This is a genomic window from Mucilaginibacter humi (assembly GCF_013087555.1).
Window position 1 is genome coordinate 1 of the sequence record NZ_JABFCR010000058.1, and the last position, 22,987, is coordinate 22,987.

Genomic DNA, 22,987 nt, shown 5'->3' on the forward strand with positions numbered 1-22,987 from the left:
TATTTTTGAACCCGTCATGGCGCCGAGCAATACGCCTATTACAGGCATAGAAAGTCCGGGTCGATATATCCCCGTTGCAGGTAAACAACAGCGCTTGCCTGCAGCTGTAACACCTATCATAAAATGGCTGGTAGTTGATACTTAAAGGGTATGCGCATCAGGCCGTCCATTGCCATAACTTTTTAACGCGCCCGAGCCAATACCCAACAGCCCCGATATTACCCCTGCAAAAGCATCATGAAGAAACCGCCTGCTACATTAGCAACGCCATACTCAACAACACCGTCCGCTGTGGGTAGCTGCTGTTTAACTTCAATTTTTCACCTAAATAACTTGTTTGTTTAACGGGATACTCTTTTTCTCGAACAGTGACATTACTGCTGATGATATTAATATCAGCCCGAATAATATGGCTATATAATGGGTAGATGTATATATGGCCAGTATTGCCCCTGCCATAGCGCCTGCTGTGGTAGCAACTTCTAAAACATTCCCAGCCGCATATTGGTGATACCCTCTTTACATAAGCAGCGGCCGAGCCGGACGATGTAGCGATAACCGATATTAATGACGCGCCAATTGCATAATGGATATCAACATGCAGCACCGTGGTAAGCAGCGGGATAATTATAAAGCCGCCACCAAGGCCGGTTAGTGAACCAAGCAGACCCGCTAAATACGAGCCGATGAGTATAATAATAGTAAGCTCAATAACCGACATATTAAACACAAAACGTTTAAGCGCTAAAAATAAGAATAACTTTTTTAAGCACGTTGTTTAATGTTTATCTATGGGATTGGTGGGGATTTAGACCTTTAATTCAACACTGCAAAATACCACACCCAGACAATAAAAACAATTGTAACGGTATGCGGAACCATAAGTATGATAACCCCTTACCGCTATAATCTGCCTTTTCTAAATTGATATGGTTTTGCGCGGCGTGGATATTAGATGGGATGAGTATTACAAAAATATGATCAGCGCTATAGCAACTGTATAGTGGATGGAGATAAACAATAAACCTATACCGGCTGCTATCTCCAGTATCCCGGTAAAATATACCATGAACCTTTTAAAAGGTATATAGGGTGGCATAGTCATTATCATCCCATCAAAAAAGCAAAAATGCGCTACTGATGTAAATGTCAGCATAAAAGCCATGGCTATGCGCCCGCTTAAAATAAAATTAGCATCGTGCTGCATAGCATAAAATATTAGGCAGCTCAGGGCAAATGTGGCTAACAATACTATCAAAGGTTTCATTATTTAAAGTTAACACTTTTTCAATTTGTACATTTGCGACTGTTTAGTTATTTAATATGGGTTACCCAAGTTTACAAGCCTGCATCACCGACCTTGAAAAACACGGTCATTTAATACGTATAAAAGAAGAGGTTGACCCATACCTGCAAATGGCGCAGATCCACCTGCGGGTATTTGAGAAGGGCGGGCCTGCAATTTTGTTCGAAAACGTAAAGGGCAGTAAATTCCCGGCGGTATCCAACTTGTTTGGAACGTTGGAGCGTTCTAAATTTATCTTCCGCGATTCATTGGATAAGGTTAAAACCCCGGTTGATGTAAAAACCGACCCACTGCAAGCCATCAAGCACCCATTTAAATATGCTAACGTTGCGCTTACGGCGCTATCGGCTTTGCCCATGAAAAGCGGCAGCATTTCAAACTTTAGTAAATGTAATATCAGCGACCTGCCGCAGATAGTTAACTGGCCTAAGGATGGTGGCCCGTTTGTTACCATGCCGCAGGTATATACCGAAGATAGCGACAAGCCCGGCATCATGAATGCCAACCGGGCATGTACCGTATCCAGCTGGCCGGTAACGATTATATATTAAATAAAGAGATTGGCCTGCATTATCAATTGCATCGCGGCATTGGAGTGCATCAAACCAAAGCCAACGCGAAGGGCCAGCCTTTAAAGGTGAGCATATTTGTAGGCGGCCCGCCATCGCACCCGGTGGCCGCGGTAATGCCGTTGCCTGAAGGGCTGTCAGAAATGACCTTTGCCGGCGCACTGGGTAATCGGCGGTTCCGTTATTTTTATGATGAGGAAGGATTTTGTATTTCAACAGATGCCGACTTTATCATCACCGGGACTGTCGAGCCGCACGAAAATAAATCAGAGGGCCCGTTTGGCGATCACCCGGGGTATTACAGCCTGGCGCATCCGTTCCCATTATTAAAAGTTCATAATGTATACCATCGTAAAGATGCCATATGGTCGTTTACCGTAGTTGGCCGGCCGCCACAGGAGGATACCAGCTTTGGCGCATTGATCCATGAAATAACCGGATCGGCCCTGCCGCAGGAAATCCCGGGCCTGCACGCCGTTAACGCGGTTGATGCTGCCGGTGTACACCCGCTGCTATTTGCCATAGGCAGCGAGCGTTATACGCCGTATATTAAAGAACGTAAGCCACAGGAGATCCTAACTATTGCCAACCATATATTAGGCAAGAATCAGCTTAGCCGGCCAAATACCTGTTCATAGCCGCGCATGAGGATGACCCGAAACTAGATGTGAATGATATTGTCCCATTCCTGACACATATTTTGCAGCGAATAGACCTTACCCGTGACCTGCATTTCCATACCCGCACTACTATTGATACTTTGGACTATAGCGGCAGCGGATTAAACTCGGGCAGTAAAGTAGCAATTACCGTAGCCGGAGATGTAAAACGTGAGCTTTGGACCGATGTGCCTGTTGGTTTTACGCTACCCAAACCGTTTGTAAATTATAAAATGGTAATGCCGGGTGTGTTGGCTGTCGAAGTGCCAAAAAACATCCGCACCAGCGATATGCCTATGATGCTCGAATTTTTGCAGGAGCATTTTGCCGAATCAGACTTGTCAGGAATACCTTTGATGGTACTATGCGATGATGCCGCTTTCACAGCCGAAAATATTAACAACTTTGTTTGGGTAACCTTTACCCGCAGTAACCCATCGCACGATATTTATGGGATAAATGAGTTTACCGAACATAAACACTGGGGCTGCTACGGTCCGCTGATTATTGATGCGCGGATAAAACCGCATCATGCACCGGTATTGGTTAAAGACCCGGAGGTGGAGAAGTTGATTGATAAGATGGGCGAAAAGGGTGGTGCTTTATATGGTGTTATTTAGCTTTCTGTTTAGGAAACACCCTTTTATAAGTTTCATCTAAAAGCGCCGCTACTATCGGATGGGTATCAGCCATAGGAGTATGGATTGTTATATTCTTAGTACCCGTGTCGGTAATAACAGTACATGAAAACCAAATCCATCTAAATAAATGCGATTCGGGACCCTGCTTTTTTCCGTGTCTTCTTTGCTGGTTTGCGCAATTAATAATAGCAGTTTACGATAGGCAGTGTCTTTCTTTAAATTGACAATGGATCTTGTTGTATCATACACCCTGTAGCGATCAAAGATCTTCCCGATCCGCCCAATTTGCTTCGGCTCTAAATGATGAGGGTCCTTAATGGCATATATATGCAGTATCTTTTCTTACAGCCGAATTTCTTATGCTGTCAAACTTTGCATGCATAATCTCCACTTTATTTCCTCTTTTATAAACATGCATAAAATTACTTCCAAAAGTCTGCGAGTTGCTTGTTTGGATATGGATGATGATATCTCCTTTATTAACAGTTTCTTGCGCATATAACCGGGTGGTATTAAGCAGCAGTATAATTAATAGCAGGAATTTGTTCAGGTTTTTCATTGGTTCAGATTTATAATAAATCTCCTCATTTTCTCAACCCCACGCAATTTAATATCATATTCTTTACAGAACAATTTTGTTACATCTGGTAATCAATTATTTAAGAATGGCAGGTGTTGGAGAGTAGTTGAGAGTGGCACTAAAACTCACATATCAAACATGTTGAAAACTTTTAGTGGGAAAAAGTGTTTAAAAGTGGTAAAAGCTATTTACTTTTACGTTACAATAATTGCCGAAGTGTAACTATGTCTAATTTTTTAGGTGAGTTTGATTGTAAACTGGATGCCAAAGGACGCATGATGATCCCTGTTGGCCTCAAAAACAGCTTCCCGAAGCTGTTAATGAGGGCCTTGTGATCAATCGCGGCTTCGAAAAGCATTTGGTGATCTACACCCGGAAAGAATGGAATAAGATAGTTGAGGACCTGAGCAAGCTTAATCAATACGAGAAAAAACGCGCGAATTTATCAGGTATTTCACCCGTGGCGCGTCAGAATTGAGTTTGGACAGTGCCGGCAGGGTGCTTTTACCGAAGTCGTTATTGGAATATGCGGGCATTGATGCCGATGTGGTGCTGTCATGCCAGTTTAATAAAATAGAGGTTTGGGCCGAAGAAGCATACAATGCGCAACTGGATAACGAGCCCGAAAATTTTGCAAACCTTGCCGAAGAAGTAATGGGTAGCGCAGGAAGGGGGAATGATGAGTAATTACCACAACCCCGTAATGCTGCAGGAATGTATTGACGGCCTTGATATTAAAAAAGACGGAACATATGTCGATGTGACCTTTGGTGGCGGCGGTCATTCAAAAGAGATCTTAAAACATTTGGGCCCGGAAGGCAAGCTGCTGGCTTTTGACCAGATGCCGACGCGCAGCAAAATTTAATTGATGATGAGCGCTTTGTGTTTATCGATCAAAACTTCCGCTACCTGAAAAACTTTTGCCGCCTGCATGGCGCTATCCCGGTTCAGGGTATACTGGCCGACCCGGGTGTATCATCATACCAGTTTGACCAAAGCCGAGCGTGGTTTCTCTATCCGCTTTGACGCGGAGTTGGATATGCGCATGAACCGGGCATCAGAACTAAGCGCTAAAGAAGTAGTAAATAACTATACCGAAGCCGAGCTGCACCGCATCTTCGGTATTTATGGGGAGATACAAAACGCGAAATCGCTGGCAAATACAATTGTAACTGCCCGGTTAAACGCGCCGATTATAACAGTTGCCGACTTGAAAAATGTGATCTCGGCGCGTATCCCGAAAGGAAAAGAAAATAAATACCTGGCGCAGGTTTTCCGTGCGCTGCGGATTGAAGTTAACCAGAGCTGGAAGCTTTAAAAGATTTTTTGATCCAAACGGCTGATGTGTTGGAAACAGGTGGCAGGCTGGTGGTAATGTCATACCATTCGCTGGAGGACAGGCTGGTAAAGAATTTCATTGCCAAAGGCAAGTTTAGCGGCGAGGTAGAGAAGGACTTTTTGGTAACGACCAAAAACCATTTGACGCGATAAGCCGTGGTGCGATAACCGCATCTGCAGAAGAAATAGCAGTTAATAACAGGGCACGCAGTGCAAAATTAAGGATAGCAATTAAAAAGTAAGATGAATCGTTTACGCACAGAGATTCCGGAGGAGACAGCAGAGAGCGAATTGATCGTGGAGGAAAAGCCTGCAAAGGAGATTCCGGAGAACTTTTTGACCAAATTTTTTACCCGTGGCTTTATCAGTACTGATGAGGCTACCCGCGCTTTGCCGTTTGTATTGTTCCCGGGTTTGCTGGGGATGATATATATAGGTAACCGCCACGGCCGAAAAAATATCCGTGACATAGATAAATTAACAAAAGAAGTACACGAATTAACCCGGGAGTATAAAGTAACCAAAGCCGACCCGCCTATAAAAGCACGTTATCAGAAGTGGCTAAGCGGGTGGATACTTTGGGGATAAAAGAATCATTACAACCGGCGCAAAAAATTACCATCAGGGAGGATGCTGCACAATGAGTATCAGAACCAACATATTGCTTCGTGTTTACCTCGGCCTTTGGACTTATCGTCCTTTTCTCGGTAGCGGTAATTATACAGATGTACCGGCTGCAGTTTATACAGGGTAAAAAATGGAAGGCGATGGCCTCAAAAATGTCAACCCGTTATGAAAATGTAGAAGCTTCGCGCGGTAATATCCTTTCGGTTGATGGCAGCTTGCTGGCAACATCGGTACCTGAGTATGAGTTGCATATGGATATGTTTGCCGGTGGTATTGAAGACGATAAAGTTTTTTATGGCAAGGTGGATTCGCTGGCGATGAAACTGGCCGAGTTATATCCGGATAAATCAGAAACGCAATATTCACGCATGCTGCGCGATGCCCGTAAGGACGGTTCGCGCTACCAGTTGATCCGTCGGAGAGTGACTTTTACCGAGTTGAAAAAGATCCGTAAGTTCCCGATTTTCAGGATGGGTAAATACAAAGGCGGATTAATTGTTGTGCAACAAAACAAACGCATTTTACCATTCCAATCGTTAGCTGCCCGTACCATAGGGTATGTAAACGAAAATGTTAAGAACCCGGTTGGTTTAGAAGGTGCTTACGCCAGTTATATTAATGGCGAAAATGGCAAACGTTTAATGCAGCGTATAGCCGGTGGTGTGTACGTGCCGGTAAATGATGACGAGGATGAAGTAACCGCAAAAGATGGCGCTGATATCATATCAACCATAAACGTAAACTTCCGTGACGTTGCGCAAAAACTTTAAAACACCAGTTAGATAGTTTGCAAGCCGATTTTGGCACGGTGGTACTAATGGAAGTTGCAACCGGCGAGGTGAGGGCCATTGCTAACTATACCCGCACCAAAGAAGGCGAATACAAAGAGAAATTCAATTACGCTATAGCCTATGAGGCCGAGCCGGGTTCGACGTTTAAGTTGGCATCGTACATGGCTATGCTGGATGATAAAAAAATTGATACCAACAAATTGGTGGACGTTATGCATGGTGGGCCCCGGGAGATCCGTAACCCGCGTAACGGCAAGGTAGCGTTAAAAATAAAGGATGCTGATGATGAGGGTGGTGTGATAAGCGCGCGCCGCGCATTCGAAAAATCGTCGAACATTGGCGCGGCTAAATTAGTCACTGCGGCTTACGGCAGTAACCCTTCGGCATTTACCGATAAGTTATATTCCCGGCATTTGAATGAAAAGAACGGGTTGCAAATTCATGGCGAAGGCAGGCCATTGATCAAAACGCCAAACTCAAAATACTGGAACAACCTGCAAAGCCTGGCGCAGATATCTTATGGCTACGAGTCTAAGTTATCGCCACTGCAAATGCTTACTTTTTATAACTCGGTGGCTAATAATGGTAAAATGATAGCGCCAATTTTTGTACGCGAGATCCGTAGTATGGGTAATACGGTAGAGCGTTTTCAGGCCGTGGTGCTTAACCCGCAGGTATGCTCGCCCGAAGCTTTGGCTAAGGTGAAAGGCCTGCTGGAAGGAGTTGTTGAAGAAGGTACGGGTAAAACACACATCAAAAATAAATTATACAGCGTAGCGGGTAAGACAGGTACAGCGCAAATAGCTAACGGCGCGTTAGGTTATGGCGCGAAAGATGCGCACCAGGCATCGTTCTGCGGTTATTTCCCGGCCGATCATCCTAAATATTCCATGATCGTAGTTATTAGCAACCCGCGCGTCGGTTTGCATTTGGCGGCCTGGGTGGCTGGTCCGGTATTCCGGAAGATAGCAGATCGTGTTTACTCGAGCGATCTGGATATTAAACACCCCACCCCGGTGCACTTTGTAGGCAACACCACCATGCCGAAGGTAAAACAGGGAAATTTAGCCGCCTTAAAGCACGTGTTTGGCAAATTGGGTGTTAAGCCGCTGTATGCGTCTACAGCTGCCGCAGGTTTAGATACCAGCGCGGGTTTACCGTTTGAAGAAAGTAAATATAAAACCGGTACCGTGCCTAACGTAACAGGTATGGGCTTAAGCGATGCGCTATATGCATTAGGCAACGCCGGTTATAAAGTGAGTGTTAAAGGTAGCGGTGTTGTTGTTGCACAATCTGTAACAGGCGGCAGTGTTATACCTAAAAAATCAAGAATAACCATAGCGTTGCAATGAGAAACCTGAGCGACATATTAACCGGATTGCCATTTACCGAGCTGCAAGGCGCGGCGGATGTGGAGATTAGCGCTGTGGTGTTTGATTCGCGCAAGGTTGTGCCCGGTTGTTTATTTGTTGCGGTAAAAGGTACGCGGTTGACGGCCATATTTATATTGAAAAAGCTATACAGGATGGCGCAGTAGCCGTAATATGCGAAGAGTTACCGGGCCATACCGTTGGTGAGGTTGATTTTATCATGGTAAAAGATTCGGCCGCTGCCCCGGGTATTGTGGCTGCTAATTTTTATGATAACCCTTCTAATAAATTAAAGCTGGTGGGTGTAACAGGTACCAACGGCAAAACTACCATTGCTACGTTATTGTACCAGTTGTTTCGCGACCCGGGTTATAAATGCGGATTACTATCCACTGTCGAGAACCAGGTTAACGGGAAGGTTATCCCATCAACCCATACAACACCCGACCAGGTAGAGCTGAATAGGCTATTGGACGAAATGGTAACGCAGGGCTGCGATTATTGCTTTATGGAAGTGAGCTCGCACGCGGTGGCGCAACACCGGATTCAAGGCCTGGTGTTTGCCGGCGGGATCTTCTCCAACCTGACACACGATCATTTAGATTACCACAAAACCTTTGATAACTACCTGAAAGCTAAAAAAGCATTCTTTGATGGTTTGCCTAAGAACGCTTTCGCGCTAACTAACAGCGATGATAAGAACGGCAGTGTGATGCTGCAAAATACGAAGGCACATAAAAAAACCTATGCTTTAAAAAGCATGGCCGATTATAAAGGAAAGATCCTTGAAAACCAATTCGGCGGTTTATTGCTGCTGATTGATAACGATGAGGTTTGGTTTAAAATGGTAGGCAGCTTTAATGCCTATAACCTGTTGGCCGTTTATGCTGCCGCAATGCTGTTAGACCAGACCGCAATAAGGTTTTAACCAGCCTGAGCAAACTGCACGGCGCTGAAGGCAGGTTTGATTATGTGATATCGCCAAACAAAGTAATTGGTATTGTTGATTACGCCCATACCCCTGATGCGGTGCAAAACGTATTAAGCACTATCCATAATATCCGCAAGGGAACAGAGAAAGTAATAACCGTTATAGGCTGCGGAGGCGATAGGGATAAAACCAAACGCCCGGTTATGGCAAAAGTAGCTTGCGAATGGAGCGATAAAGTTATCCTGACATCGGATAACCCGCGCTCTGAGGATCCCGCACAGATCATTAAAGATATGGAAGCCGGGGTTACACCAACCGCCCAACGCAATACCGTTAGTATTACAGATAGGCATGAGGCTATTAAAACCGCCTGCATGTTAGCCCAACCCGGGGATATTATTTTGCTTGCCGGCAAGGGTCATGAAAAATACCAGAAATAAAAGGTGTGAAAAATCACTTCGATGATAAGGAAGAGCTACTGAACCAATTTAAACTGATGGCGTAAATGTTATACTATCTATTTACCTATTTAAACAAGAACTTTAGCATACCGGGTACGGGGTGTTTCAATACATCACGTTCAGGATGGCTATGGCAGTAATTACGTCATTGGTTGTGACCACCGTTTACGGTCGCCGGTTAATTGATTACCTGCGCTATAAACAAGTGGGCGAAACAGTAAGGAACCTTGGCTTAGAGGGCCAGATGCAAAAAGCCGGTACACCTACCATGGGTGGTTTAATTATTATCCCGGGTATTTTGGTGCCAACATTGTTGTTTGCCAAGTTGGGCAATATCTACATTATCATGATGCTGATCACTACGCTGTGGTTAGGTACTATTGGTTTCCCGGATGATTACATCAAGATATTTAAAAAGAACAAAGAAGGGTTAGCCGGCAGGTTTAAAATAGTGGGCCGTAGGTTTAGCATTGATCATTGGTTTTATTATGTACAATAATAGCAATGTATTGATACAGCAGGAAGTAAAACTCCCGGTACAATACGATACCAAGATAGATTTCCATATGAAGGGCAATAAGCCGGTTTTAACGCAGGATGTTAAATCTACCAAAACCACCCTGCCTTTCTATAAAAATAACGAGTTTGATTACGGCAAGGTATTAAAATTTTTAGGTCCGGGCTATGAGAAATATACGCTCGTGGTGTTCCTGTTTTTTGTCATCATCATCATAACCGCTATATCAAACGGGGCCAATATAACCGATGGTATTGACGGACTGGCAACGGGTACCTCGGCCATTATTGGTATGACGCTGGCTATACTGGCATATGTGTCTGGTAACTATATCATATCAGATTACCTCAATATCATGTACATACCTAACACGGGTGAGCTGGTAATTTTTGCCGGTGCGTTTGTTGGTGCCTGCGTTGGTTTTTTATGGTACAACGCTTATCCGGCGCAAGTATTTATGGGTGATACCGGTAGCTTAACTATTGGAGGTATTATAGCTGTATTCGCAATCATGATCCGCAAGGAATTATTGCTGCCGCTATTGTGCGGAATATTCCTTATTGAGAATTTATCGGTAATGCTGCAGGTAGGCTGGTTTAAATATACCAGAAAAGATTTGGTGAAGGCAGGCGGATATTTTTAATGTCGCCGTTGCACCACCATTATCAAAAGAAGGGCTTCCACGAAGCCAAGATCGTAACCCGTTTCTGGATCCCGGGCATAATGCTGGCGATATTAACATTTATAACATTGAAGCTTCGCTAAGTTAATTAGTGATTAGAGATTAGAAAAAGAATGAACGAAAACATTAACATCCATGCTAATTCTCCCTCTCCTTTGGAGAGGGCCGGGGTGAGGCTCGCCATCCTTGGTGCCGGCGAAAGCGGTGTGGGTGCAGCATACCTTGCCCAACAGCAGGGGTATGATGTTTTTGTTTCAGATTTTGGTGCTATTGCTCCTCATTATAAAGAACAGTTGCAAGGCTGGAATATCCGTTTTGAAGAAAATCAACATACAGAAAGCGAGATCTTATCAGCAGTTGAAGTGATAAAAAGCCCGGGATCCCTGATAAAGCGCCTATCATCAAAAAAATAAGAGAAAAAGGCATACCGGTAATATCAGAGATTGAATTTGCGGGCAGATATACCGATGCCAAAATTATAGGCATAACCGGCTCAAACGGGAAAACCACCACTACCAGTTTGACGCATTTCATCCTTAAAAACGCGGGATTGAATGTTGGCCTTGCGGGTAATATCGGCAAAAGCTTTGCCTACCGTGTGGCTACCGAAAAGCATGATTGCTATGTGTTAGAGCTAAGCAGTTTTATGCTTGACGATATGTACGAGTTTAAAACCGACGTGGCTGTGTTGTTAAACATTACGCCCGATCACCCGGATAGGTACGATTACAGCCCGGATAATTACGCGGCTTCAAAGTTCCGCATCACGCAAAATCAAACAGCCGATGACGTGTTCATTTACTGTGCCGATGACGCGGAAACAATTAAAGGGATGCAAAGCCGCCAGTTTAAAGCGAGGCTATTACCATTCTCGATAGAAAAGAAAATTGCAACGGGAGCAGATCTCGAAAACGACAATATTGTCATAAACACACCTCAAGAACATTTTGAAATGTCAATTACAGAACTGGCCCTGCAAGGCAAGCACAACATCTACAATTCTATGGCATCAGGCATAGTAGCAAAAGTGCTGGAATTACGCAATGATACGCTGCGGGAGAGCCTTGCTACGTTCAAAAATATTGAACACAGGCTGGAGTCGGTAGGCAAAATATCAGGCATTAGTTTCATAAATGATTCGAAAGCTACCAACGTTAACTCTACCCGGTATGCCTTAGAGAGCATGACCAGCGATGTAGTGCTGATACTTGGCGGTGTGGATAAGGGCAACGATTATTCGATGTTGAAAGATTTGGTTAAACAAAAGGTGAAAGCCATAGTTTGCCGGGTAAGGATAACCAACGCATACATGAAGCGTTTGAAGATGTAGTTGATATTATAGTAAACACATCTTCAGCAATCGAAGCGGCGCAAGCGGCCTATCATTTGGCAACAAAAGGCGATACGGTGCTGTTGTCACCAGCCTGCGCAAGTTTTGACTTGTTTAAAAATTATGAGGACAGAGGTAATCAATTTAAAGCGGCAGTAAAAGAATTGTAGGCCCCCGGCCTCCTGAAGGGGGCGGAATGGAGGCTAATAATAAAGAGAAAAAATAACTAACAATTAATTCCCTTTTAGGGGTAGGGCGCATGAATCAAATACTACATAACATTAAGGGAGATCGCTGGATATGGCTTATCGTCATATTGCTGTCGTTAATATCGCTGTTGTCGGTGTATAGCGCTATTGGTTCGTTGGCGTATAAACGTGGTGTAGGCGTCGAGTCGATATTGATGAAGCACCCGGCAATGATAATTGGCGGCATTGTACTGATGTATATTTCGCATAAGCTGGATTACAGGTATTACTCGGGCATCTCTAAGCTGTTAATGTATATTACTATACCACTGTTGCTATACACGCTTTTGTTTGGTAGCCATGTAAACGATGCCAGCAGGTGGATAGCTATCCCGGGTACAGGCCTAAGCTTCCAGACTTCCGATTTGGCTAAGCTGGCCCTGATCACTTATTTGGCGCGCTCACTATCGCGTAAGCAGGAAAATATTAAAGATGTTAAGCAATCATTCATCCCGATAATGGGCGCTGTATGTTCGGTATTTATTCTGATCGCGTTAGCGAATCTTTCCACCGCTTTAATGCTTTTTGGGGTTAGTGTGTTGCTGTTGATCATTGGCCGTATCAGCATAAAACAAATTGCGATAACCTGTTTGGCAGGGGCTATATTATTGACCGGGGTTATTTTTCTAGGTCCGCGCCGTAAAACTTACATATCACGGATCCATACGTTCATGCATCCCGAAGCTGCTAATCCTGATAAATCATTCCGTGCAGATCATGCCAAGATAGCGATAGCTACCGGTGGGGTATTTGGCAAAGGACCGGGTAAAAGCAGCGAGGTGAATTATTTGCCCGAAGCTTACTCCGACGAGATCTATGCCATTATTGTTGAAGAGTATGGTTTAATAGGCGGCATAGTATTAATAGGTATTTACCTGTTCTTATTATACCGGTGTATAAAAATTGTCACGAAGGCGCCAAAGGCATTTGGTGCGCTGCTGGCCGCAGGCCTAAGCTTTAGTTTAACTATACAGGCATTTGCCAACATGGCGGTGGCGGTAGGATTAGGGCCGGTAACGGGTGTGCCTTTACCGTTTGTAAGTATGGGCGGTACATCCATGTTGTTTACAAGTATAGCCTTTGGCATTATACTATCGGTGAGCAGAGATATAGAAGACCCTAAAAAGGTTGTAGTAGGTGAGATAAAAGAAGTGGCTCTCGCGTAGTGGGAAAGATTAGTTATTGAAGATTAGAGATTAGTTTTAAAAAGATAAGTAACCATGGACTATCGACCATGGACAAATAAAATGGCAAAGGGAAAAAGAATAATCATTAGCGGCGGCGGTACAGGAGGGCATATCTTCCCGGCTATTGCTATTGCCAATGCTTTGAAAAAACTTGACCCTGCCACCGAGATCTTATTTGTTGGCGCAAACGGCCGTATGGAAATGGAAAAAGTTCCGGCTGCCGGTTATAAAATTATTGGTTTAAATATCCGGGGCATTCAGCGTAAATCGATCTTTAAAAACCTGCTGTTCCCGGTTAAGTTGTTTAACAGCGTGAACAAGGCGCTGCAAATTATAAAGGATTTTAAACCCGATGCTGCTGTTGGTGTAGGTGGTTATGCTTCTGGTCCGTTATTATATGCGGCATCATTAAAAGGGATCCCGTACCTGATCCAGAACAAAATTCATACGCAGGTATCACCAATAAATGGCTTGGTAAAAAGGCCGAGAAGATATGTGTAGCGTTTGATGGCATGGAACAGTTTTTCCCGGCAGCCAAGCTGATAAAGACAGGTAATCCTATCCGCCGCGAATCGGTTGATGTGGCTGGAAAAAGGATACAGGCATTGGAGCTTTATAAACTATCAACCCAAAAGAAAACCATAATGGTTACCGGTGGTAGTTTGGGCGCCCGTACTTTAAATAACAGCGTATTGGCATCGCTGGATGAGATTGTAGAGGCCGACGTACAACTGATCTGGCAAACAGGTAAGTTTTACTACAAAACCATTATTGAACAACTGGGCGAAGATTATCACCCCAATATTAAAATAATGGAGTTTGTAAACCGTATGGACTGGCTTATGCCGCTGCTGATGTGATTATATCACGGGCAGGTGCAGGTACTATTGCCGAGTTATGCGTGGTGAAAAAGCCGGTTATACTGGTGCCTTCGCCAAACGTGGCCGAGGATCATCAAACCAAAAACGCGCTGGCATTGGTGCACGAACAGGCCGCCATTTTTGTGGCCGACCGGGATGCCGAAGTGAAATTAATAAATAAAGCTTTAGAGCTTTTAAATGATAAAGCATTACAAAAGAAATTAAGCGACAACATTGGTAAAATGGCACTGCCAAATGCCGATGAGGTGATAGCGAAAGAGGTTATACAAATAACAATTAATAACAATTAAATCTTAGCTCTGTCTGTTCGCAAAGCAGGCAGGGCTTTTTAAAAAGATGGAATTACGCAACGTACAACGGGTTTATTTGATTGGCATTGGTGGCATCGGCATGAGTGGCCTTGCCCGCTATTTCTGTCATTTGGGCTGTATTGTTTGCGGCTATGATAAAACACCTACTGATCTTACCGATGCCCTGCGTCACGAAGGTATTCAGGTGGTTTTCGAAGATAATTGTGAACTGATTCCAAAAAGTTTCCGCGACCGGATGATGATACACTGGTAATTTATACACCGGCTATCCCTAAAGATTCAGATATCTTAGGCTTCTTTCAGAAGAAGAATTTTGTATTGTGGAAACGGTCGCAGGTATTAGGGCTAATTAGCAAAGGTAAATTTACCATTGGTGTGGCGGGTACACACGGTAAAACCACCACCTCATGCATGGTGGCGCATATCCTGAAAGATTCGGGTAAAGATTGCTCGGCATTTTTGGGTGGTATTGCTTCAAATTACGACACGAATGTACTGTTTGGTAATAACGATATCGTAGTGGTTGAGGCAGATGAATATGATCGTTCTTTCCTGACCTTATACCCCGATATCGCCATTATAACGTCAATGGATGCGGATCACCTGGATATTTATGGCGACCATGCGCAATTGACAGAATCATTTAAACTATACGCATCACAAATAAAACCGGGCGGCACATTGATACATCGCCGTGGCTTACCATTGAATGGCGGCTTTACCTATAGTATCAGCGAAGCGGCCGATGCTATAGCAGAAAATATCCGTATTGAGAATGGTGATTTTTATTTCGATTTTAAAAGTGCCGGCGTAAGCATTACCAATATTAAACTGGGTATTGCCGGTTTGCATAATATCGAAAATTCGGTTGCTGCTATTAAAGCGGCATTACTGGTGGGTGTTTCTGCGGATGCTATAAAAAACGCGCTGGAATCATTCAGGGGTGTTAAACGCAGGTTTGAATACATAGTTAAAAACGACAACTATATTTATATTGATGATTACGCGCATCACCCGGAAGAGTTAAGAGCGGCTATTACATCGATTAAAAAATTATATCCGGTAAAAACTCACAACAATTTTTCAACCTCATTTATTTACCCGTACCCGCGATTTTGTGGACGGCTTTGCCGAGGTACTGGATATGAGCGATGAACTTATACTGCTTGATATTTACCCGGCGCGCGAACTGCCTATCGAAGGCGTAACATCAGCCATGATAATGGACCGGATGCAATTAGCTAACAAACAAATATTAGGCAAGAAGGAAGCTTTAGAGAAAGTAAGATCAGACAAACCCGAACTGCTGTTAACTGTAGGCGCGGGTGATATTGATCAGTTAGTACAACCGTTAAAAAGTGCTTTAGAAAATGTTTAAGAAACCAATATGGCGCATACTCTTACTAAGTTTTACCTGGCTGATTTGCCCGGGCGGCCGGGTGGTGCTGATGAGTTTTATTGAGATTAAAAAGGCCGAAGTAGTATGCAAGGATGTTAAAATTTACATTCCCGGCAGCCAGTATTTTATTGATAAAAAGAAGTAGAAAACATTTTGCAGCTAAGCAGCTTTACACTGGTGGGCCGCAAAATTGATAACATCAACCTGCATACGTTGGAGAACAGGCTAAAGGCTAACCCATTTATTGAATATGCCAAAGTTTATGCCGACATGGATGGGGTTATTATGATAGAGATCTCGCAGCGCCAGCCTATTATGCGGGTGATGAACCAGTTTGACCAGATTTTTATATTGATAAAAACGGGTTGAAGATACCGATGTCTGACAACTTTACCGCGAGGGTATTGGCCGTAAACGGATTCATTGATGAGCCTTTTGGCAATAAAGTAGATACTTTGCATACGGCATTAGCGAAAGATCTTTTTAAAACCGTTTCCTTCATCAAACAGGATTCGCTTTGGGATGCGCAGATCGCACAGATCTATGTAAATGCGGGCCATGAAATTGAATTGATCCCACGGGTTGGTAACCAGCGCATTTTGTTAGGTAGTGCCGATTCGCTGGAGTTAAAATTTCATAACCTGATGGCATTTTACAAGCAGGCATTGCCACAGGTTGGCTGGGATGCTTACAAAGTGATAAACATTAAATACGCCAACCAAATAATAGGTATAAAAAATTCGAAGGCCGATTCGCTAAGAATGAAAATAGCCGCCGACTCACTTAAAATGCGAGCCGATACATCAAAAATTAAAAAAGACACATCTCTAATTAAACAGTAATATGGATAAGAGTTCAACACAAGAAAAAAGTTCGCCAATTGTAGTGGGATTGGATATTGGTACCACAAAAATTTGCGCAATTGTTGGCCGCCGGAGCAAAAACGGTAAGATCGAAGTCCCGGGCATTGGCAAGGCCGAGTCTGCGGGTGTAACCCGCGGGGTAGTTTCAAATATCGACAAAACCGTACAGGGCATTACCGCTGCAGTTGATATCGCGGGCACGCAATCAAACGTAGAAATAAGGGTAGTGAACGTAGGTATTGCCGGGCAGCATATTAAAAGTTTGCAGCACCGCGGGCTAATAACCCGTCGCGACCTGCAATCAGAAATAAGCCGCAAGGATATCGATAAGCTGATTGAAGATATGTACAACCTGGTAATGCCTCCGGGCGAAGAGATCATCCATGTATTACCGCAGGAGTTTACGGTTGACAGCGAACCGGGAGTTAAAGATCCTATTGGCATGGCGGGTGTGCGCCTTGAAGCCAATTTCCATATTATATCGGGCCAGGTAACTGCCATTAAAAATATTGTTAAATGCGTTAATAAAGCCAGTTTAGAGAGCCGGGAACTGATCCCGGAGCCCTTGGCGTCATCCGAGTCGGTGTTGAGCGACGAAGAAAAAGAAGCCGGTGTAGTATTGGTTGATATTGGCGGTGGTACTACAGATGTGGCCATCTTCCATGAAGGTATTATCCGCCATACCGCCGTTATTCCGTTTGGTGGTAACAGCGTTACCGAGGATATCCGCGAAGGCTGCTCGGTTATGCGCAACATTGCAGAGCAATTAAAAGTAAGGTTCGGATCAGCCCGGCTGAAGAAAATAAAGAGAACGAAATTGTTTGTGTCCCGGGTTTACGCGGCCGCGAGCCAAAAGAGATCTCAATAAAAAATCTGGCCTTTGTTATCCAGGCACGGATGGAAGAGATTGTAGAGCATGTGTATTATGAGATCAAATCATCCGGTTACGAAAAGAAACTGATTGCCGGTGTGGTTATAACAGGTGGTGGCGCGCAACTTAAACATTTACCGCAAATGGTTGAGTTTGTTACCGGACTTGATTGCCGCGTTGGTTACCCTAACGAGCATTTGGCTAAAAACGAGGTATTGCCTAAAAACGTTTACGAAGAGCTGCAAAGCCCAACCTTTGCAACAGGTATAGGCCTGTTGATCAAAGGGATCCAGAAAATGGAATACAATGGCGAGGTAGCAGCCCCGGTTGAAGCCAAAGTGGTAAAAGACAAATATGTTGAGGACAAGAAGTTTGGCTTGTTTGGAAAAATACTGGAAAGCGGAAAGAAATTTATTAAAGACGATATTAAAGACGAGGATTTTTTAAAGTAAAATGATGGTAGTTATCCACAACCTTTAACTTTTCCACATTATACACATTTGTGGAAAAAGGTTGTTGAAAAAGTGCTAATATTACAATGGTGAAATCTAAAATTCGTCAAATCACATATAGCTGAAAAACAAGGATTATGCAATTTGAGATGTTAAAAGAAAAGTCGTCAATCATCAAAGTTATTGGTGTTGGCGGCGGTGGTGGTAATGCAGTAAACCACATGTACAAGCAAGGTATAACGGGTGTAGACTTTATAATATGTAACACTGATGCGCAAGCGTTAGAGTTAAGCCCTATCCCTAACAAAGTACAATTAGGTGCAAGTTTAACAGAAGGGATGGGCGCAGGCTCTATACCCGAAGTTGGTGCAAATTCGGCTATTGAAAATATTGACGATATCAAACAAATGCTTGGTGTAAACACCAAAATGCTATTTATTACAGCAGGCATGGGTGGTGGTACCGGTACAGGCGCAAGCCCTATCATAGCCAAAGCCGCCCGCGAAATGGATATCCTTACGGTTGGTATTATAACTACACCATTCTCTTTTGAAGGTAAACGCCGTAAAATGCAGGCTGATGCAGGTATGGAAGAGTTGAAAAAATATGTCGATTCATTCCTTGTGATATCTAACGACAGGCTGCGCCAGATCTTTGGTAACTTAACCTTAGGATCGGCATTTGCACAGGCTGATGATATTTTAACAACGGCAGCCAAAGGCATTGCAGAAATTATAACACTACCGGGTTATATAAACGTCGACTTTAAAGATGTACGCACAGTGATGAAAGACAGTGGCGTATCTATAATGGGTAGCAGTTCTGCCGAAGGCGAGAATCGTGCTTTACGTGCTGTTGAGGGCGCTTTATCATCGCCATTATTGAAAGATAATGAGATTGAAGGCGCGCGTTATATCCTGTTAAACATCAGCTCGGGCGAGAAGGAAGTAACCATGGATGAGGTAAGTATTATTACTGATTACATCCGGGGAAGAAGCCGGCCTTGCTGCAGATCTGATCTGGGGTAACTGCCGCGACGAGAATTTGGGTGATAAGCTATCGGTAACTATCATAGCCACCGGTTTCCAGACTAAAGACGAGCGCGAAAAAGAATACAGCAGCAAGAAAATTGTTAATATGCTGGTTCCTGATGCACCGTTGGTTAGGCCGGTAAACGAGTTTATCAATCCTGTTAGCGAGGGCACTACTGCCGAGCCTTACATAAAAGGCCAGCAACCGCAACCAAAAGAAGAAAAACAAACAGGGCTATTTGATCTGTTTGCTGCTACACGGCCTGAAGAGACAGATGCAGAGCCGGCAATGATAAAATATAATTTCCGGGAAATAGATGAGCAGCCTATCGGCGAGCAGGAGAATGATCTGCCTGAATTTACCTTCAAACTGGCAGAACCAGGGGTTGAAACTATCATAAATTTTGAAGCCGAAGCTGAGGAAGAAGTAGTTGAGCCAACACCAGAGCCGGTTAGCGCCGACGAACATAAGACTGATGAGTCCATCGAAGAGCAATTGCGCAAATCACGCGAACGTATTATGCGCCTTAAGGACCTGAGTATGAAATTGCGCAGCGGTAACATCCGGGAACTGGAAAATGTGCCTGCTTATAAACGTAAGGAAGTAGCTTTACAGGAAACCCCTGCATCAGACGAAAGCCGGGTATCGCGCTTTACTTTGCTGCCTGACAGTGAAGGTAAAATAGAGATCCGCGACAGTAATTCATTCTTACACGATAACGTAGATTAAAGTATAATTATGGTCATAGATCATAGTTTATAATAATTGGGGGAGACGCTAACACAGGTGCCTCCCCTTTTTTATAGTTTGTATTTACAATGAGCTTGTTAACTATGCGCTATCAAAAAACAGCATAAAACCTTATATTTGCAATTCGAAAACGATTAAAAGAGGAACAGTTTGGATTTATTTGACAAAATAACAACAAGTATGGGTGGCCCATTGGGTCAGCATCAAAAATGGTCGCATGGCTATTTTTCATACCCGAAGTTAGAGGGCGAGATTGGTCCGCACATGCAATTTAATGGTAAAGAGCATTTAGTGTGGAGTTTGAATAATTATTTAGGATTGGCAAATCATCCTGAAGTTAGAGCCGCTGACACACAAGCTGCTGCCGATTACGGGATGGCCTATCCGATGGGTGCGCGCATGATGTCGGGTAACTCCATCCATCACGAAGAGTTAGAGGCGGGCCTTGGGCAGTTTGTAGGTAAGGAAGATGCTTATCTTTTAAATTATGGTTACCAGGGCATGGTGTCAATTATTGATTCGCTGGTTAATCGTAATGATGTTATTGTTTATGATGCCGAGTCGCACGCCTGTATTATTGATGGCTTGCGGATGCACATGGGTAAACGCTTTGTTTATCAGCATAATGATTTGGAAAGCTGTGAAAAGCAACTGGATCGCGCAACACGTTTAGTTGAGCAAAGCGGCGGCGGTATACTGTTAATTACCGAAGGTGTGTTTGGTATGTCAGGCGCGCAGGGTAAGTTAAAAGAGATCATCGCGCTTAAAGATAAATTTGATTTCAGGATATTGGTTGATGATGCACATGGCTTTGGTACCATGGGTAAAACAGGCGCCGGTACGCACGAAGAACAAGATTGCGTTGACGGTGTAGATGTATACTTTGGCACCTTCGCAAAATCAATGGCAGGTATAGGCGCATTTGTTGCCGGTGATAAGGCAGTGATTGATTACCTGCGCTATAACATGCGCTCGCAGATCTTTGCCAAGGCATTACCTATGCCAATGGTATTGGGGCTTAAAAAACGTTTCGAGTTGCTTAAATCGCAACCGCAACTGCGCAAAAATCTATGGCAGATCACTAATGCTTTGCAAGCCGGATTAAGAGAGCGTGGGTTTGATTTAGGCGTTACCAATACCATGGTTACCCCGGTATTTTTAAAAGGCGACTTGTATGAAGCAACCTCATTAACCCGCGATCTGCGCGAAAACTATGGTATATTCTGCTCGATTGTAATTTACCCGGTTATCCCTAAAGGGTTAATATTGTTAAGGCTTATCCCAACTGCTTCGCATACGTTAGAAGATGTGCAGCGTACATTAGACGCTTACAGCGAAATGGGCGAAAAATTAAAGGCGGGCTACTATCGCGAAAATTTAACAACAGTATAATAATATCCATACTAAAATAACAAGTGCCATCTCTTAACAGGGGTGGCATTCTTGTTTCATATATTTTAATATATTTATAAGCGAATTCAATTAGAACCAATTTATGCGCTTATCCAATAAAACTACCATTATTACATGCCTTGTCTTGATGGTTGTATTACTTGTTCAATGCAATAGCTCAACCAAGGATTCCTCCCCATCAAGTACTTACGGGCAATATACTGCGGATGATGTAAGCAAAGGACAGGCACTGGCCGCTAATTACTGTAAATCCTGCCATAAATTGCCCGATCCTTCTTTATTAAGCAAAGCTACCCGGGAAAGGCATGTATTGCCTGTTATGGGCATATACCTCGGCATTCCATCTGCCGCGCCTGCCGGTATGGTAAATTCGCCGGATATTAATAAGGATTATATTCCGGTTACACCTGCCATGGATGCGGAGAAATGGAAACAAATAGTTGCGTACTACGTTACAAAATCTCCGGCACATATGCCCACGGTAAACAGGGCCGAACCAATACATCAGTTGCCTTTCTTTAAAATAGAACCAGCAGCTGCCGAATTTGTTGGGCCGAGAGCATTAACGTCATACGTTAAAATAGACGAGAGTGTAACACCTCACCGGCTAATTGTATTTGACGGTTTGGAAAACAAGCTAATTGTCCTGAATGATAAAGCACAAAAACTTAATGCATTTAATTTAAACTATGCCATAGTTAATATGCTGTTCCAAAAAAACAGGATAACTTCTACCGTTATCGGCGCTAATTTGCAGGCAAACGATTTTAAGCACGGAAATATAACTGATATAAGTATTGACAAAAAGGAGAAGTAAGTTCACAAGGTAAACCTGTTTTTGAAGGATTAAATCGTCCGTTATCAGTTGATGTCGCCGACCTTAACCATGATGGTAAACCCGATTACCTGATTACCCAGTTTGGTAAAATGGCCGGAAAGCTAAGCTGGTTTGAGAAATCAGGGGATAAGATTGATGAGCACGTTTTAAGAAATAAGCCCGGGAGCTTAAAAACAATTCTCGATTACAGCGGCAAGCAAGGTCCTGATATCTGGGCGCTTTTTGGCCAGGGCGACGAGGGTGTCTTTTTATATACCAATGATGGTAAAGGCAATTTCGCCGAAAAACAAGTATTAAGTTTCCCGCCATCATACGGCTCAATTTCTTTTGATTTGGTTGATTTTAACGGCGATGGTTTTAAAGATATCATCTATGCCTGCGGCGATAATGCCGATTACAGCCAGATCTTAAAACCGTATCATGGAGTATATATCTATTTAAACGATGGCAAGAACAACTTTACCCAAAAGTATTTTTATCCTATACGTGGCTGTAATAAAGCTATAGCTAAAGATTTTGACGGTGATGGCGACCTGGATATAGCTGCAATTAGCGAATATCCGGCCGGCAAAACTCAATGGGAGGCATTTGTATACTTAGAGAATAAAGGAAACTTAAACTTCCAGGCTTATACCTTACCTAACGGCACCCAGTTTACACGGGGAATGACCATGGATGCCGGGGATATAGACGGCGACGGAAAAATTGACTTATTGCTTGGTGCTGGTTTTGCTGCTATGGACCCGGGAGATCCGCCGAAGGCGCCGTTATTTATCGTTTTAAAGAACATAACTGGTAAGGCAAATAAATAGTGGTTAGCAGGGCGTTACCTTTAAATATATTAAAATATATGAAACATGTAATAATGTAGTTTTATTGGATAAGCGCATAAATTGGTTCTAATTGAATTCAACATAAATATTATAAAATATATGAAACA

14 protein-coding genes and 11 pseudogenes are annotated in these 22,987 nt (G+C 43.5%); 22 read left to right on the top strand and 3 right to left on the bottom strand.

Going from position 1 to position 22,987, the window contains the following annotated elements; translation table 11 throughout:
• Positions 1-721, bottom strand: a pseudogene (locus HK413_RS22315) (sulfite exporter TauE/SafE family protein); the annotation flags it as partial.
• A gap of 246 nt (positions 722-967) precedes the next feature.
• Complete coding sequence (locus HK413_RS11795; RefSeq protein ID WP_217452278.1) at positions 968-1,267, bottom strand: DoxX family protein; 300 nt, start codon at positions 1,265-1,267, stop codon at positions 968-970.
• A gap of 56 nt (positions 1,268-1,323) precedes the next feature.
• Here HK413_RS11795 and HK413_RS11800 point away from each other — a divergent pair.
• Positions 1,324-3,154, top strand: a pseudogene (locus tag HK413_RS11800) (UbiD family decarboxylase).
• A 334-nt stretch (positions 3,155-3,488) separates the two neighbouring features.
• Here the strand turns inward: HK413_RS11800 and HK413_RS11805 are convergent.
• The gene (locus HK413_RS11805) at positions 3,489-3,734 is read right to left on the bottom strand and encodes a hypothetical protein (protein WP_175270286.1); all 246 of its coding nucleotides are present in this window, start codon (positions 3,732-3,734) and stop codon (positions 3,489-3,491) included.
• Positions 3,735-3,979: 245 nt separating this feature from the next.
• On the opposite strand from HK413_RS11805, the pseudogene mraZ reads away from it, so the two are divergent.
• The 21 genes and pseudogenes from mraZ to HK413_RS11895 all read left to right on the top strand — a co-directional run bounded on the left by mraZ (position 3,980) and on the right by HK413_RS11895 (position 22,859).
• Positions 3,980-4,442: pseudogene (gene mraZ / locus HK413_RS11810) on the top strand (division/cell wall cluster transcriptional repressor MraZ).
• A pseudogene (gene rsmH / locus HK413_RS11815) lies at positions 4,432-5,335 on the top strand (16S rRNA (cytosine(1402)-N(4))-methyltransferase RsmH). Before mraZ ends, rsmH begins: the two co-directional pseudogenes overlap by 11 nt.
• A gap of 1 nt (position 5,336) precedes the next feature.
• Positions 5,337-5,737 (top strand): annotated as a pseudogene (locus tag HK413_RS11820) (FtsL-like putative cell division protein).
• 24 nt (positions 5,738-5,761) lie between these two features.
• Positions 5,762-6,490, top strand: a complete 729-nt coding sequence (locus tag HK413_RS21435; protein WP_317169544.1) for a penicillin-binding protein 2 — start codon at positions 5,762-5,764, stop codon at positions 6,488-6,490.
• A 17-nt stretch (positions 6,491-6,507) separates the two neighbouring features.
• The gene (locus tag HK413_RS21440) at positions 6,508-7,863 is read left to right on the top strand and encodes a penicillin-binding transpeptidase domain-containing protein (RefSeq protein ID WP_317169545.1); all 1,356 of its coding nucleotides are present in this window, start codon (positions 6,508-6,510) and stop codon (positions 7,861-7,863) included.
• A pseudogene (locus HK413_RS11830) lies at positions 7,860-9,317 on the top strand (UDP-N-acetylmuramoyl-L-alanyl-D-glutamate--2,6-diaminopimelate ligase). Before HK413_RS21440 ends, HK413_RS11830 begins: the two are co-directional and overlap by 4 nt.
• Positions 9,318-10,555 (top strand): annotated as a pseudogene (gene mraY, locus HK413_RS11835) (phospho-N-acetylmuramoyl-pentapeptide-transferase).
• Positions 10,556-10,585: 30 nt separating this feature from the next.
• Positions 10,586-11,972, top strand: a pseudogene (murD, locus tag HK413_RS11840) (UDP-N-acetylmuramoyl-L-alanine--D-glutamate ligase).
• An 89-nt stretch (positions 11,973-12,061) separates the two neighbouring features.
• Complete coding sequence (locus HK413_RS11845) at positions 12,062-13,216, top strand: FtsW/RodA/SpoVE family cell cycle protein (protein WP_175270287.1); 1,155 nt, start codon at positions 12,062-12,064, stop codon at positions 13,214-13,216.
• Positions 13,217-13,297: 81 nt separating this feature from the next.
• Positions 13,298-14,408 (top strand): annotated as a pseudogene (gene murG / locus HK413_RS11850) (undecaprenyldiphospho-muramoylpentapeptide beta-N-acetylglucosaminyltransferase).
• Between the two features lie 46 nt (positions 14,409-14,454).
• The gene (locus HK413_RS21445) at positions 14,455-14,682 is read left to right on the top strand and encodes a Mur ligase domain-containing protein (protein ID WP_317169546.1); all 228 of its coding nucleotides are present in this window, start codon (positions 14,455-14,457) and stop codon (positions 14,680-14,682) included.
• A gap of 65 nt (positions 14,683-14,747) precedes the next feature.
• Positions 14,748-15,584, top strand: coding sequence for a UDP-N-acetylmuramate--L-alanine ligase (locus tag HK413_RS21450; protein ID WP_317169547.1), 837 nt, complete (start codon positions 14,748-14,750; stop codon positions 15,582-15,584).
• Positions 15,547-15,807, top strand: coding sequence for a hypothetical protein (locus HK413_RS21455; protein ID WP_317169548.1), 261 nt, complete (start codon positions 15,547-15,549; stop codon positions 15,805-15,807). The genes HK413_RS21450 and HK413_RS21455 overlap by 38 nt, the downstream gene beginning before the upstream one ends.
• Entirely contained in the window at positions 15,800-15,973 is a 174-nt protein-coding gene (locus HK413_RS11860) for a hypothetical protein (protein ID WP_175270288.1), read from the top strand. The genes HK413_RS21455 and HK413_RS11860 overlap by 8 nt, the downstream gene beginning before the upstream one ends.
• A gap of 32 nt (positions 15,974-16,005) precedes the next feature.
• The gene (locus HK413_RS11865; protein ID WP_175270289.1) at positions 16,006-16,197 is read left to right on the top strand and encodes a cell division protein FtsQ/DivIB; all 192 of its coding nucleotides are present in this window, start codon (positions 16,006-16,008) and stop codon (positions 16,195-16,197) included.
• 8 nt (positions 16,198-16,205) lie between these two features.
• Positions 16,206-16,670, top strand: coding sequence for a hypothetical protein (locus HK413_RS11870; RefSeq protein WP_175270290.1), 465 nt, complete (start codon positions 16,206-16,208; stop codon positions 16,668-16,670).
• A 1-nt stretch (position 16,671) separates the two neighbouring features.
• Positions 16,672-18,014: pseudogene (gene ftsA, locus HK413_RS11875) on the top strand (cell division protein FtsA).
• A 137-nt stretch (positions 18,015-18,151) separates the two neighbouring features.
• Positions 18,152-19,775: pseudogene (ftsZ, locus tag HK413_RS11880) on the top strand (cell division protein FtsZ).
• A gap of 171 nt (positions 19,776-19,946) precedes the next feature.
• Positions 19,947-21,188, top strand: a complete 1,242-nt coding sequence (locus HK413_RS11885) for an aminotransferase class I/II-fold pyridoxal phosphate-dependent enzyme (RefSeq protein ID WP_175270291.1) — start codon at positions 19,947-19,949, stop codon at positions 21,186-21,188.
• A gap of 148 nt (positions 21,189-21,336) precedes the next feature.
• The gene (locus HK413_RS11890; RefSeq protein WP_175270292.1) at positions 21,337-22,026 is read left to right on the top strand and encodes a hypothetical protein; all 690 of its coding nucleotides are present in this window, start codon (positions 21,337-21,339) and stop codon (positions 22,024-22,026) included.
• A 110-nt stretch (positions 22,027-22,136) separates the two neighbouring features.
• The gene (locus tag HK413_RS11895) at positions 22,137-22,859 is read left to right on the top strand and encodes an FG-GAP repeat domain-containing protein (protein WP_175270293.1); all 723 of its coding nucleotides are present in this window, start codon (positions 22,137-22,139) and stop codon (positions 22,857-22,859) included.
• Positions 22,860-22,987 lie beyond the last annotated feature (128 nt).